The following is a 13,858-nucleotide window of genomic DNA, read 5'->3' as shown; positions in this document are numbered from 1 at the left end:
CGGGAATGGAGGGATAGGTATGTTCCGATGTATGGTCAATAAAAAAGAATATGTTGTGGAAAAGGACCAGAAACTGATCCGTTTTTTGAGAGACGAACTGAAGCTTAAATCTGTCAAAGACGGGTGCAGCCAGGGAGCCTGCGGCACCTGTACGGTGCTGGTGGACGGGAAGGCTGTGAAAGCCTGCATCCCGATGATGTCAAAGATGGACGGCAAAGAGATCCTCACGGTGGAAGGTATTCCCGAGGAGGAAAAAGAGGTTTTCGTCTATGCATTCGGGGAGGCGGGGGCCGTCCAGTGCGGTTTTTGTATTCCGGGAATGGTCATCTGCGCCAAGGGTCTCCTGGATGTAAATTTGAATCCGACGAGGAAGGAGATTGCTTTCGCACTCAGGAATAACATCTGCCGCTGCACCGGATATAAAAAGATCATGGATGCGGTGGAACTTGCGGCCAGACTTTTCCGGGAGAGAAAGAAGATTCCGAAGGAGAACGGACAGTGGAAGGTGGGAGAGAGAGTCCATCGGCTGGATGTGAGAGAAAAGGTACTGGGTACCGGGGAGTATACGGATGACATCGAGATGGAAGGCATGCTTTTTGCAAGCGCCGTCCGCTCGGAATATGCCAGGGCAAAGGTACTGTCTGTCGATGGCTCAAAGGCCCTTGCCGTTCCCGGTGTGAAGGCCGTGATCACGGCAAAGGATATCCCGGGGAATGTCCGGACCGGACATCTGAAACGGGACTGGTATGTACTGATTCCGGAAGGTACAACGACAAAATATCTGGGAGATTCCATTGCCCTCGTGGTGGCTGAGAGCGAGGAGGCGTTAGCTGAGGGGAAAAAACTGGTGAGGGTCGAATATGAAGAACTCACTCCGGTGAAGAACCCTTACGAAGCCATGAGAGACGATGCGCCCCTCGTGCACAGTGACGGCAACCTCCTGGCAAGAGAATACGTATGCCGGGGGAATGCAGAGGAAGCCATTAAAAATTCCAGACATGTGATCAGCAAAAAGTTTCATACTCCGTGGACAGAACATGCATTTCTGGAACCGGAGTGCGCAGTGGCTTTTCCATATAAAGAAGATGGAGTGAAAGTTTACTCCTCGGATCAGGGGGTGTATGATACCCAGAGAGAATGCTATGAAATGCTCGGCATTTCGCCGGAAAAGGTGTATGTGGAAAATAAGCTGGTGGGCGGCGGTTTTGGAGGAAAAGAAGATATGACGGTCCAGCACCATGCGGCATTGGCTGCCTACCTTTTAAAAAGACCCGTGAAGGTGAAACTAACCAGAGACGAGAGCATTCTGATCCATCCGAAGCGTCACCCTATGGATATGGAATTTACCATGGGATGTGACGATAATGGAATCATTCAGGGAGTGAAGGCAAGTATCATCTCTGACACCGGAGCCTATGCGTCCCTCGGGGGACCCGTGCTTCAGAGGGCCTGTACCCATGCGGCAGGTCCGTACAATTACCAGAATTTTGAGATCGAAGGCCGGGCGTACTATACAAACAATCCACCGGCAGGCGCGTTCCGGGGGTTTGGCGTGACCCAGAGCTGTTTCGGGCTGGAGATGGTTCTGACACTGATGGCGGAGAAAGTGGGAATTTCCCCGTGGGAGATCCGCTACCGCAACGCCATACGGCCGGGACAGGAACTTCCCAACGGACAGATTGTGGATGACTCCACAGGACTGGCAGAGACATTGGAGGCAGTAAAAGACGTTATCGACGAGTATCCGGACGCAGGCATCGCCTGTGCCATGAAGAACGCCGGAGTCGGCGTGGGCATCCCGGACACCGGACGATGTATTTTGAAGGTGATTAGTGGGAAACTTCATATAAGAAGCGGTGCATCCTGTATCGGACAGGGACTTGGGACTGTTTTGGTCCAGGTAGTCGGAGAAGAGACCGGACTGTCCGGAGATGATATCGTCTATGAGGCTTCCAACTCCATCTTGGCTCCCGATTCCGGGACGACTTCCGGTTCCAGGCAGACGCTGGTCACCGGTGAGGCGGTAAGGAGGGCATGCGCTCTCTACAACGAAGCGGTCAGGGGAAAGAACATCACGGATCTGGAGGGACAGGAATTCTATGGGGAATATCTGGCAGAGACCGATCCGATGGGAAGCGATAAGAAAAATCCGGTGTCCCACGTGGCTTACGGATATGCCACTCAGGTCTGTGTGCTGAATGAGGACGGAACGATCAAAAAGATGGTGGCGGCCCATGATGTGGGGAAAGCCATCAACCCTCTCTCGGTGGAAGGGCAGATCGAAGGCGGTGTGGTGATGTCCCTTGGATTTGCGCTGACCGAACAGTATCCGATCGATGAAAAGCTGAAGCCGACGGCAAAATACGGAACCCTGGGACTTTTCAGGGCAGATAAAGTGCCGGAGGTGGAGAGCCGGATCGTAGAGAAAGCAGGCCTTCCGGTTGCATGCGGAGCCATCGGAGTCGGAGAGATCACGTCCATCCCAACGGCACCGGCTGTGGCCTCTGCGTATTATAAAAAGAATGGTATATTTGAGCAGAAACTTCCGCTTAAGAACACACCATATGCAAGAAAAAAGAAATCATGATCATATAAAAAGGAGGCGGTTTTCGATGAAATACTTATTGAAAAACGGGACATTTGTGTCCGGAGACCAGATGAAGAAAGCCGACGTTCTGATTGAAAATGAGAAAATAGCAAAGACAGGACCGGATCTTAATGATCCGGAGGCCGTTGTTATCGATGTGACCGGGAAACTTTTGTTTCCCGGTTTCATTGACGCTCACACCCATTTTCAGCTGGAAGTCGCAGGGACAGTGACGGCAGATAATTTTGACACAGGGACCAGGGCGGCCATAAAGGGAGGCACTACGACGGTCATTGATTTTGCCACCCAGTATAAAGGCGAAACGCTGGAGAAGGCACTCGAAAACTGGCATATGCGGGCGGACGGCAGAAGTTCCTGTGATTATTCCTTCCACATGGCAATTTCCGACTGGAATGAGCAGACGGCTGAGTCTATGGAGCATATGATGGAAGAAGGGATCACATCGTTTAAACTTTATATGACGTACCAGGACATGATCCTAAATGACCATGATATTTTTATGGCGCTCAGGAAAATGAAAGAGATCGGCGGCATTACAGGCGTCCACTGTGAAAACGCAGGAATGATCGATGCGCTGACAGAAGAGGCGAAAAAGAGAGGGGATTTGGGAGCCGATGCCCATCCGAGGGTAAGGCCTGACGGGGCGGAAGCGGAGGCAGTCAACCGGCTGCTGGCAATCGCAAAAGAGGTGGATATTCCGGTGATCGTCGTCCATCTCACATGCAGGGAGGCGCTCGATGTCATCGAGAGGGCGAGAAACAGCGGACAGACGGTGTTTGCGGAGACCTGCCCCCAGTATCTGCTGCTGGATGAGTCTTTTTATGAGCGCAGAGAAGATGGAAGAAATTATGTCTGTTCCCCGCCTTTAAGGAAGAAGGAACACCAGGAAGTACTCTGGGAAGGACTGAGGACGGGAAAAATTCAGACAGTGTCCACGGATCACTGCAGTTTTACGGTGGAACAGAAGAATATGGGAAAGGATGATTTTACCAGAATTCCAAATGGGATGCCGGGGGTGGAAACCAGAGCCGTTTTACTTTATACTTATGGAGTGGGCTCAGGCAGGCTGACACCCCAGCAGATGTGCCGGGTGCTGTCAGAGAACCCTGCGAAGCTTTACGGACTTTATCCAGAGAAAGGCTGTATCATCGAAGGAAGCGATGCGGATATCGCTGTGCTTGATCCAGAGGGTGAAGATATCATCACTGCCCGGACACAGGAACAGAATGTGGATTATGCCCCGTTTGAGGGGATAAAAATAAAGGGAACCATCGATAAAGTTTTCCTGCGAGGCTGCCTTGTGACCGATGGAGGAAAAGTTGTGAAAGAAAAACAAGGAAAATTTATAAAGAGAGGACCTCATATGTTATGAAGCCAATCGTTGTAAGAGGCGGCGGGGACATTGCCACCGGGACCATTTATCAGCTGAGCAGGGCAGGATATCCGGTCCTTGTCTTAGAGACAGAACATCCGTCTGCTATCCGCAGGCAGGTGGCATTCTGTGAAGCCGTATATGAAAAAACTGCATCTGTGGAGGGCCTGACCGCTGTGCATGCAGATTCTCTGGAGGAAGCCATGGACATGGTTAATCCGTCAAGACCTGTGGTGCTTGTTGATTCGGAGGGGGATTCTATCAGAGAGATAAAACCCGATGTGGTGGTGGATGCTATTCTTGCAAAAAGAAACCTTGGGACCAGAAGGGATATGGCAAAGCTGACCATTGGATTGGGACCGGGATTTAGCGCAGGCAAAGATGTGGATTATGTGATCGAGACGATGCGGGGCCATAACCTCGGAAGGGTCATCGAAGAAGGTCCTGCCATGGCTGACACAGGCGTTCCCGGCAGGATTATGGGATACGGGAAAGAAAGAGTTATTCACGCTCCGGCAGAAGGAATCCTGTACGGGCGGACCGGGATTGCCGCACAGGTAAAAAAGGACGATGTCATTGCCGTGATCAGAGAAGACGGCGGCACAGAGGTGTCTGTATTCGCATCTCTTGACGGGATCGTCCGGGGAATCATCCGGGACGGCTACCCGGTGAAAAAAGGATTTAAGATCGCGGATATTGATCCCAGGATCGGAGAAAGAGATAACTGTTTTACGATTTCAGATAAGGCAAGGTGCATCGCCGGCAGTGTGCTTCAGCTTATATGTGCCGGTGAGAAAGGACAGCGAAGAAGGTGAGACGATGAAGAAAGTACGGGTTCAGGATGCTGTGGGCATGGTGCTCTGTCATGATATGACAGAAATCGTGCCGGGCAAGTTTAAAGGACGGGCGTTTAAGAAGGGGCATGTAGTGAAGGAAGAGGATATCGAAAAGCTGCTGGATATCGGCAAGCGTTATCTCTATGTCTGGGACCTGGAAAAAGGATATGTCCACGAGGATGATGCGGCGCAGCGGATGGTAAAAGCCGCCGCCGGAGCAAATATCTCTTACGGAGAACCGAAAGAAGGGAAAATTGAGCTCAGGGCATCCTGCCGGGGTGTCTTAAGAATCAATATCGATCTTCTGTACGAGTTAAACGGCTTAAAAGATGTGTGCTTTTCCACCATCCACTCCGGAAAGACAGTGGAAGAGGGAAAGGTTCTGGCAGGCACAAGAGTGATTCCTCTCGTGACAGAGGAAGACATGCTTTTACAGTTTGAGAAACTCTGTGAAGAGAAAGGCCCGCTGATCGAAGTCCTGCCGTTTCGTCATACAAAAATCGGAATCGTGACCACCGGTTCAGAGATCGCTGACGGGCGTATTGAGGATAAGTTTGGTCCGGTGCTTAAAAGAAAAGCAGAAGAACTGGACGGAGAGATCATCGGTCAGGTGTTTCCGGGAGATGAGAAAGAAGAAATCACAAATGCAATCCTTGATTTTATCGGACAGGGTGCGGATATGGTCCAGGTTTCCGGCGGCATGAGTGTGGACCCGGACGACGTGACGCCCTCTGCTATCAGAGACTGCGGCGGCGAGGCGGTCACTTACGGAAGCCCTGTGCTTCCGGGAGCTATGTTTATGCTTTCCTATGTAAAAGGAATTCCGGTTGTTGGACTGCCGGGCTGTGTCATGTACTCGAAGCGCACGGTGTTTGATCTGGCGGTGCCGAGACTTTTGGCCGGGGAAAAGCTTACAAGAGAAGATTTTATAAAAATGGCGCATGGAGGATTTTGCATGCAGTGTGATCCGTGCACTTATCCGGACTGCGGATTTGGAAGGTAGGAGAGATGAACGATTTTTCACATTTTGACACGAACGGCAACGCCGTCATGGTGGACGTGTCAGACAAAGAAAATACAAAAAGAGAAGCGGCTGCACAGGGCAGAATCTTTGTCGGAAAAGAGGTCTATCAAAAGATCAAGACGAAGCAGGTAGAAAAAGGCGATGTACTTTCGGTGGCCAGGATCGCAGGCATTATGGGGGCAAAACAGACCAGCAGTCTGATTCCTATGTGTCATGTACTGCTGATCCATAAATGCAGCGTGAACTTTGAGATGCGGGAAGAAGATTATTCGATCAGGGCCGTCTGTACGGTGAAGACAACGGGAAAGACCGGAGTGGAGATGGAAGCGCTCACAGGGGTGCAGATCGCACTTCTGACCATATATGACATGTGTAAGGCAGTCAGCAAGTCCATGTCTATGGGAGACATTCACCTTCTTGAGAAGTCCGGAGGAAAAAGCGGACCGTTCCGCTATGTTTCGGATAATATGCCAGAAACGGAGGACAGCAGTGGGAAAGATTGAGGCAATCTGTATCAGTGAAAAAAAGGGGACTGTAAAACGTCCGGTAGAAGAAGCACTTCTCGTTGAGGAGTTTGGAATCCGGGGGGATGCCCACGCCGGAAAATGGCACCGGCAGGTCAGTATTCTCGGATATGAGAAAATAAAAGAGTTCAACGAGCAGGGAGGAAAGGTGGAGGACGGAGACTTTGGGGAAAACCTTATCGTATCCGGAATCGATGTGGACGGTCTTGCTGTGGGCGATCGTCTCCTGGCAGGTGAGGTGATTCTGGAAGTGACCCAGAGGGGAAAGGAGTGCCACAGCCACTGCGAGATTTACAAAAGGGTCGGAAAATGCATTATGCCCACAGAGGGCATCTTTCTGAGAGTGGTCCGCGGAGGGACCCTCCGGGCAAATGATGAGATCATAAGAGCATGAGGAGAAGAAATATGGCATACAGAATCGCAGTCATCACGCTGAGTGATAAAGGAGCAGCAGGTGAGCGCCGGGATGAAAGCGGTCCGCTGATTCGAAGGATCACAGAGGAGCAGGGCTATGAAGTGGTTTCGGCTGAAATCCTTCCGGATGGGATAGAACCGCTGAAAGGAAGACTCATAGAGATTTGTGACCAGTACACGGCGGATCTGATCCTGACCACGGGAGGCACCGGATTTTCAGAGCGGGACCTGACGCCGGAAGCCACACTTGAGGCGGCGGAGCGTCTTGCTCCGGGGATCAGCGAAGCCATGCGCCTGGAATCGTTAAAGATTACAAAGAGGGCAATGTTAAGCCGGGGAGTTTCTGTCATAAGGAAGCGCACGCTGATCATAAATCTTCCGGGCAGCCCAAAAGCAGTCAAAGAAAATCTGGAATGTATCCTTCCCACACTTTCCCACGGACTGGGTATCCTGTGCGGAAAAGAATCGGAATGCGGACATCCGGGGAAATAGATATTTGACTGTATACCCTAACATTTGTTATGATAAAAGGACGGGATTATCAATAGTTCCTAAAAATCATGAAAGGATTCGTTATGGGAAAAGTTGCAGTAATTACAGATAGCAACAGCGGAATCACACAGAATCAGGCAGGGGAGTATGGGATCTACGTGCTGCCTATGCCGTTCTATATTGATGAGAAGCTGTATTTTGAGGATATTACCCTGACTCAGGAAGAATTTTATAAGAGACTTGGGGAGGGCGTGGATATCAAGACATCTCAGCCTGCTCCGGGAGATGTGATGGATTTGTGGAACAAGGTGCTGAAAGAATATGATGAGATCGTCCATATCCCTATGTCCAGCGGCCTGAGCAGTTCCTGTGAGACGGCTCACATGCTGGCAGAGGACTTTGACGGCAAAGTCCAGGTAGTGAATAACCAGAGGATTTCTGTCACCCAGAAGCAGTCCGTGCTGGAAGCCAAAAAGATGGCAGAGCAGGGCATGGGTGCGGCCGAGATAAAGAGCATACTGGAAGAACATAAGATGGAGTCATCTATTTTTATAACCGTAGATACATTAAAATATTTAAAGCAGGGGGGAAGGATTACCCCCGCAGCTGCAGCCATCGGCTCTGTTTTGAATATCAAGCCGGTGCTTCAGATTAAGGGAGAAAAGCTGGATGCATTTACGAAGGCAAGAGGGATGAAGCTTGCCAAGAAAAAAATGCTGGAGGCTGTAGATAAGGAACTGAACGAAATGTTTGGCCCGTCTGTGGAAAAAGAAGATGTCAATATTCAGGCCGCCTATACGGGAAGCAGGGAAGAAGCCGCTCTCTGGGCAGAAGAGATCAAAGGACGTTTTCCGGGACATCACTTTGAGATGGACCCGCTCTCTCTGAGCATCGCCTGTCACATAGGCTACGGAGCATTGGCAATCGCATGGACAAAAACTCTTGTATAAATATGAAACAGGAGGTATGAAATGAAAGATACAGTCAAAGATTTAAAGGAAAGAAGAAGCATAAAAAAGTATCAGGACAGACAAATCGAGGAGGAGGACCTTCAGGAGATTCTGAGGGCTGGGATGAACGCACCCACCGGCATGGGAATGCAGTCACCGGTCATGGCGGTCATACAGGACAAAGAAACGATTTCAAAATTGTCGAAGATGAATGCGAAATTCCTGGGAAATGAATCAATCGATCCTTTTTACGGAGCTCCGACGGTGATCGTTGTTTTGGCAGACAAAAACCGGCCCACATATGTGGAAGACGGCAGTCTCGTGATGGGAAATCTGATGAACGCTGCACACGCGCTGGGAATCGGTTCCTGCTGGATTCACCGGGCGAAGCAGGAGTTTGAGAGCGAAGAAGGCAGGGAACTCCTGAGACAATGGGGAATTGAAGGAGATTATGCCGGCATCGGCCACTGCATTCTGGGATACCAGGACGGAGAGACACCGAAGGCAAAACCCCGGAAGGAACATTACATTTACAGAGTTTGAACATAAAACAAAAAAGACGCTTTTTGACGGCCCGTTTTATAGTAGGCATCAGAAAGCGTCTTTTTTGTTCTATTATTTTCCTATCCCGTTTAAGAGGGCGGTAAAATCATCTTCCGGCATAGGCTTATAGAAATAGTAACCCTGAATCGTGTCGCAGCCGATATTTTTTAGAAAATCTACCTGCTCTTTATGTTCGATTCCCTCTGCTACGGTCCTTATTTGTAATTCCTTTACCATCGAAATAATTCCCCGGATGACGGTTAAATCTTTTTTGGAATCCGGGCTGCTGACAAAAAACAGGGAGTCCAGTTTCAATACATCGATCGGGATGTCCTTCAGCATGCTGAGAGAAGAGTAGCCTTTTCCGAAGTCATCCATGGCACAGAGAAATCCGTGTTCGTGAAGCTTCGCGATGATCTCCAGGAAATATTCTGTGTTCTCGAAACACGCTGATTCCGTGAACTCGATCTCCAGCAGACCGTCAGGGATCTGATATTCTTCTTTAATGGAAGAATAAATTCGTACAAAATCCGGATTATAAAACTGGATCTTAGAAACATTCACAGAGACCGGGATGACGGGGAGGCCGGATTTCAGCCGGTTTTGCATCAGAATACATACTTCCCGGAACACATACTGGTCCAGTGTGCTGATCAGAAAATTCTTTTCAAGCACCGGAATAAAGGAGGCAGGAGAAATCACCCGTCCGCTCTTATCCTGCCAGCGCACCAGGGCTTCAGCTGAATCAAAAGAGTCAGCTGAAAGGTTTACTTTCGGCTGATAGTAAACGATAAACTCCTTGTTTTTTAACGCATCGCTGAACCGGCTCTGAATGTTGATCTCCGCCACCATCTGTTCCCGGATGCTGTCGGTGTAAAAGGCGTAATGGCGTTCTTCCTGGCCTTTTACCGTCTTCTGGGCAAAATTGGCACGGTCCAGGATGGAATCGATCTCTATGGCAGAAGGCACATCTTTGACACAGCATATACCGCCGTAGATGGTAAGGCTGTAATGTTCTTTGGAGTCCATGGCGAAAGCACGGATACGGCTGTCCACGGCTTTTTGGCGTGCGATGAGCTCTTCCCGGTATTCATACTTCCTTAAAACGACGAATTTATCTCCGGAGATGCGGGCGAATGTCTCACCTTCTGTCATATCTTCCGACAGGAATACGGCATACTGTTTTAATAGAAGGTCGCCGAAATCATAACCAAAAATATCATTGCAGTATTTGAAATTCTGAAAATCCAGATGGAAAAATGCATAATCACACAGAGGGTTGGAAGCCAGGAGATGCTTGGAATCCAGCCGGAACTTTTCAAGATTTGAGGCTTTCGTAAGCGTATCCTGATAGGCGATAGATTCCAGGTTTGTGTTCCTGCGCTCCAGATGAAGCAGTCTTCTGAAATAGATGAGAAGGATGCAGACCCATGTAAAAATCGCCACGGCAGAGAGGGCGATACTCAGCCGCGTAAAATTTTTAATTTGTCCATTTGAATAGTTATCCGCAATAAATACAGTGTCGTTGGCGGTTGCAAAAAAATTTTCACTCAGAGCGAGCAGTCTTTTCGAATCGGCTCCGTCCCGGACCATGTCTATTTCTTTTTTTATCTCGTCCCATTCTTTGGAGAGCTTTTTCAGACTTTTCTTATATGTAGGATCTTCGAGAGGTGTCAGGCCGTATTTTCCTTCACCGGTGGAAAGCTCCGTTAAGATGTCGTCCACATAATCGATCAGGTAATCTTTAGACTGCCGGTTGGACTCCAGTTTGACGATCCTCTGTCCGCATCCGCGCACGATTCCGAGATAGTTGATCAGTTTGCCGTAGCCCTGCATATTTACAATAGAGCGCACAGAAAAAAGACTTGCAAAAATCATCAGCAAGAAAAAGACTGGTATTAACACTCTATTCCAACGTTTCATGAAGTCTCCCCTCTTCATTAGCCAATGCTTTGTCTGTGATATTTCCCAGGACATCCCTTTTTATCTTCTTATCATTATACCGGAAAAGTCCTTCTGTTGTCTATGATTATTAAAAGAAACAGGAAGATCGGTATACTACGATATATGGCTGATATACTCCCGAATCACACCGCAGGAATTCTCAAATTTTTCTTTCTCCTTATCAGTCAGGGATATCTCTATAACCTGTTCAATTCCGTCTTTTCCGATAATACATGGAACTCCCGCATGAATGCCGTATTGTCCATATTCTCCTTCAAGGAGAGGAGAGACCGGAAGGACTTTTTTTGAATCATGGAAGATAGAGCGGACAATCTCTGACAGAGCGATGCCGATACCGAATTCTGTGCTGCCTTTTCCCTCGATCACCTCATGTCCCGCATTGGCAGTCTCCTCTTCGATCTGTACAAGATCCAGTTTTCCATACCGTACCGTATCATCTTTCATCCACTGAAGCAGCGGTTTGCCGGAAATATGGACCGCAGAAAAAGGTATCATCTGTGAATCACCGTGTTCGCCCATGACAAAGGCCTGGATAGAACTGCGGTCCAGGTGCATCTTCTGGGAAAGAATTCTTCTTAACCTGCACGAATCCAGAGAAGTTCCGGTGCTGAAACAGCGGTTTTTCGGAAGGTCCAGCTGTTTTCTCAGATAATCCGCCACGATGTCGGCCGGATTGGAAATGCTGATCAGGATTCCCGGTATATGCAGGCCCTGCATATGAGAGGCGACCTCTTTCATGATGCGGATAGAGTCATCCAGCATATCCAGACGGGTCTGGCCCGGGAGCCTTGAAACACCGGCGGCCATAACGATGACATCCGCATCCTCCACATCCCCATAGTCTCCTGTCCGGACGGTGATCTGATGCGGGAGCAAAGAAACCGCATCGTCAAGGTCCAGCGCCTGGCTGTAAGCCTTTTCTCTGTCAATATCTATGTAAACCAGGTCATCCACTTCACCCCGGTACATGAGGCTGAGCCCGCACATAGTTCCCACGTGCCCCGCTCCGATGATAACGATCTTTCTAAGTTTCAATCCCATAGTCTGTCTCCTTTACAGTATTGCTTTCATGTGATAAAATCGTAGCACTTTCAATTTTAAAAGTCAACGCAGGGGACAGGGGAGATGATCATATGAAACATTGGCAGAACAGGATGCACACGGCCAGGAGAAAATGGGCGGCGGCATTCCCTGTTATTTTTGTGTCCTTATTTATGTTTTTTTCGATATTTCTTCTGTTTGGAATCGGCCAGGTAATCATGGTATCCTTTCTGACCCTTTTATTTCGGACAAAGAGCCAGAAAGATTTTTCCTTACAGGACCTGCTGCACTGCTACGGGATCATGCTCATCGTGTGCGGGGCATCGTACGCGGCATCCCTAAATCTGATCCTATGCTTTTTCCTGAATCTGCTGGTACCGTTCTTTCTAGTATTTCTTCTGACAGATAAATTTAATCCCAAAGCGTATTTTTTGTACGGAATGGAATTTGTGTTTCTTCAGCTGCGCCCGATCCCGGCACAGGCAATGCCTGCGCGCTTATGTGCTTTTTTTTATGCCTTTGCCGTTCTCACAGCCTTTTTGTATCTGCATTCCAGAATCATCAAGAAGAAAAGGCATTATGGAACTGTGAGAAAAGGAATGAATAATCTGGCGGTGCAGCTTGCCAGGCTTTCAGATGGGGAGAAGGATTCGAGAGATAAAGAGGAGCTGATCCGGATGATGTATCATATGAATCAGGTGATTTACTCCAGCCGCAATTATACATATCTGTCCAACGGATACGGCACGGTGAATTATTATTTTATGCTTATTTTCCAGCGTTTCCAGTACCTTCTGGATGAAATAATCGGAGAGGATGACATCAGAGATTCAGAAAACCGGGAATATTTCAGAAAGCTTTCCGGTATATTTTTCAGCGTGGAGCAGAAGATGAACCAGTCAGATAACGGTGAGCTCATAGAAAAAATCAAAAGCTTCAGCAGGACGGAAAATCTGACATCCAGAAGGGCCGGAGAGGGAATGAACGGGATCTTGGAACTGTTGTGTTTTGCGCTCTCAAAAATCACCGAGATAAAAATGAATCGGAAGGAGAAAGAGTGGAAGATTCCGGACGTTTCTCATAGAGTAAAAAGCATGAGGTCCCATCTCAGGCTGGATCAGTTTCATATGAGATTTGCGCTTAGACTCTCTATCGTCCTTTGCATCTCTTTTACAGTCTGCAGACTGACGAATCTGGAACATGGCTACTGGTATCCGATGAGTTCTTTTCTCATGCTGATGCCGTATTCGGAGGAAAGCATGATGAAGATCAACAACCGTATTCTCGGGACCATCGCGGGGCTGGGTGTGACCTTTGTGCTGACCGAACTATTTAAAAGCCTCGGCGGACATATCGCTGTCATTGCCGTCATGACCTGCCTTATGTATTATGTACCGGTCACCTCATGGACGATGCCTATGTACAGCACCTGCTACGGAATGGCGCTTACTACACTGAGCATGCCCAGGGGAGAAGCCATGGAACTCAGGATTCTGTATGTGGGGGCTGCGGCTGTGACCGTACTTCTTGCAAATAAATTTCTCCTTCCGATCACCGCTGAGTCTGAATTTTTAAAAAGTGTAAACAGCCTGCTGGATATCGATGAAAAAATAATGGGAGAAGTACGAAAGGGAAAAGACAGTGACCTGAACATGATGAGGGAGCTGCTTGTGCAGTTTCAGATGGCTTCAAAGGAGATTGAGGATTACACAGAAAAGCATTTAAATCCGGAAGAGAAGAAATTTTTCCGCCAGCTCCTGCCGGTCAATGCCCAGCTGGTTTCGGAGATGGAACAGATCGGTTCCTATATGCGCAGAAGACAGATGACTCCGAAGAATAACATGATGTTGGAAGAACTGCTTGGAAACATTGAACGGGCACTGAAAAGAATTAGAAAAAGTTACACAAAAAATGAACTGACAGGTTCCATGATCCTGGAAGAGGACAGGGTATATGGATGTCTGGACGAAGAACTGTATTTTAATACTCTTGCCATGAACTGCCTGGGGACCGTCAGGGAACTGAACGAGATTTTCCGGTGTAAATAAAGGCTGCGGAATGCTGTACCGCAGCCTTGTTTCTTTTTGGT

Annotated in this window: 12 protein-coding genes; 10 read left to right on the top strand and 2 right to left on the bottom strand. The window is 48.6% G+C overall.

From position 1 onward, the window contains the following. Positions 1–19: 19 nt before the first annotated feature. From xdh to QVP35_RS05775, 9 genes are all read left to right on the top strand, one after another. Complete coding sequence (gene xdh / locus QVP35_RS05815) at positions 20–2,587, top strand: selenium-dependent xanthine dehydrogenase (protein WP_022260891.1); 2,568 nt, start codon at positions 20–22, stop codon at positions 2,585–2,587. A gap of 25 nt (positions 2,588–2,612) precedes the next feature. Next, positions 2,613–3,980, top strand: a complete 1,368-nt coding sequence (gene hydA / locus QVP35_RS05810) for a dihydropyrimidinase (protein ID WP_009290390.1) — start codon at positions 2,613–2,615, stop codon at positions 3,978–3,980. Further along, positions 3,977–4,795, top strand: a complete 819-nt coding sequence (gene yqeB, locus QVP35_RS05805) for a selenium-dependent molybdenum cofactor biosynthesis protein YqeB (protein WP_009290391.1) — start codon at positions 3,977–3,979, stop codon at positions 4,793–4,795. The genes hydA and yqeB overlap by 4 nt, the downstream gene beginning before the upstream one ends. 4 nt (positions 4,796–4,799) lie before the next feature. Next, positions 4,800–5,819, top strand: coding sequence for a molybdopterin-binding protein (locus QVP35_RS05800; protein ID WP_022260890.1), 1,020 nt, complete (start codon positions 4,800–4,802; stop codon positions 5,817–5,819). Positions 5,820–5,824: 5 nt separating this feature from the next. Continuing rightward, positions 5,825–6,343, top strand: coding sequence for a cyclic pyranopterin monophosphate synthase MoaC (gene moaC / locus QVP35_RS05795; RefSeq protein WP_006569030.1), 519 nt, complete (start codon positions 5,825–5,827; stop codon positions 6,341–6,343). Beyond that, entirely contained in the window at positions 6,330–6,758 is a 429-nt protein-coding gene (locus QVP35_RS05790; RefSeq protein ID WP_022260889.1) for an MOSC domain-containing protein, read from the top strand. Before moaC ends, QVP35_RS05790 begins: the two co-directional genes overlap by 14 nt. Then, positions 6,755–7,270, top strand: a complete 516-nt coding sequence (locus tag QVP35_RS05785; RefSeq protein ID WP_009290395.1) for a MogA/MoaB family molybdenum cofactor biosynthesis protein — start codon at positions 6,755–6,757, stop codon at positions 7,268–7,270. Before QVP35_RS05790 ends, QVP35_RS05785 begins: the two co-directional genes overlap by 4 nt. Positions 7,271–7,353: 83 nt before the next feature. Beyond that, a complete protein-coding gene (locus QVP35_RS05780) occupies positions 7,354–8,220 on the top strand; it encodes a DegV family protein (protein WP_009290396.1) in 867 nt (288 codons plus the stop codon). A 21-nt stretch (positions 8,221–8,241) separates the two neighbouring features. Beyond that, positions 8,242–8,763 carry a nitroreductase gene (locus QVP35_RS05775; RefSeq protein ID WP_006569026.1) on the top strand — a complete coding sequence of 174 codons (522 nt, stop codon included), beginning with the start codon at positions 8,242–8,244 and terminating at the stop codon, positions 8,761–8,763. A 72-nt stretch (positions 8,764–8,835) separates the two neighbouring features. Here QVP35_RS05775 and QVP35_RS05770 read toward each other — a convergent pair whose 3' ends face one another. Both QVP35_RS05770 and QVP35_RS05765 read right to left on the bottom strand, forming a co-directional pair. Continuing rightward, positions 8,836–10,686, bottom strand: coding sequence for a putative bifunctional diguanylate cyclase/phosphodiesterase (locus QVP35_RS05770; RefSeq protein WP_022260887.1), 1,851 nt, complete (start codon positions 10,684–10,686; stop codon positions 8,836–8,838). A 135-nt stretch (positions 10,687–10,821) separates the two neighbouring features. Continuing rightward, positions 10,822–11,769: an L-lactate dehydrogenase gene (locus tag QVP35_RS05765; protein WP_009290398.1), complete on the bottom strand. Its 948-nt coding sequence runs from the start codon at positions 11,767–11,769 to the stop codon at positions 10,822–10,824. Positions 11,770–11,861: 92 nt separating this feature from the next. Between QVP35_RS05765 and QVP35_RS05760 the strand changes: the two genes are divergently transcribed. Beyond that, positions 11,862–13,817 carry an FUSC family protein gene (locus QVP35_RS05760; protein ID WP_009290399.1) on the top strand — a complete coding sequence of 652 codons (1,956 nt, stop codon included), beginning with the start codon at positions 11,862–11,864 and terminating at the stop codon, positions 13,815–13,817. Positions 13,818–13,858: the final 41 nt, after the last annotated feature.

Origin of the sequence: Anaerostipes sp. CAG:276 (assembly GCF_000432215.1) — a bacterium.
Taxonomy (GTDB): domain Bacteria; phylum Bacillota; class Clostridia; order Lachnospirales; family Lachnospiraceae; genus Anaerostipes; species Anaerostipes caccae.
Note: the sequence above shows the minus strand (reverse complement) of the source record. Positions and strands in the feature narration are given on the sequence as shown.

Coding starts and splice junctions, on each gene's coding strand:
- xdh (WP_022260891.1), top strand. CDS start 20: ATGTTCCGATGTATGGTCAATAAAAAAGAATATGTTGTGGAAAAGGAC.
- hydA (WP_009290390.1), top strand. CDS start 2,613: ATGAAATACTTATTGAAAAACGGGACATTTGTGTCCGGAGACCAGATG.
- yqeB (WP_009290391.1), top strand. CDS start 3,977: ATGAAGCCAATCGTTGTAAGAGGCGGCGGGGACATTGCCACCGGGACC.
- QVP35_RS05800 (WP_022260890.1), top strand. CDS start 4,800: ATGAAGAAAGTACGGGTTCAGGATGCTGTGGGCATGGTGCTCTGTCAT.
- moaC (WP_006569030.1), top strand. CDS start 5,825: ATGAACGATTTTTCACATTTTGACACGAACGGCAACGCCGTCATGGTG.
- QVP35_RS05785 (WP_009290395.1), top strand. CDS start 6,755: ATGAGGAGAAGAAATATGGCATACAGAATCGCAGTCATCACGCTGAGT.
- QVP35_RS05780 (WP_009290396.1), top strand. CDS start 7,354: ATGGGAAAAGTTGCAGTAATTACAGATAGCAACAGCGGAATCACACAG.
- QVP35_RS05775 (WP_006569026.1), top strand. CDS start 8,242: ATGAAAGATACAGTCAAAGATTTAAAGGAAAGAAGAAGCATAAAAAAG.
- QVP35_RS05770 (WP_022260887.1), bottom strand. CDS start 10,686: ATGAAACGTTGGAATAGAGTGTTAATACCAGTCTTTTTCTTGCTGATG.
- QVP35_RS05765 (WP_009290398.1), bottom strand. CDS start 11,769: ATGGGATTGAAACTTAGAAAGATCGTTATCATCGGAGCGGGGCACGTG.
- QVP35_RS05760 (WP_009290399.1), top strand. CDS start 11,862: ATGAAACATTGGCAGAACAGGATGCACACGGCCAGGAGAAAATGGGCG.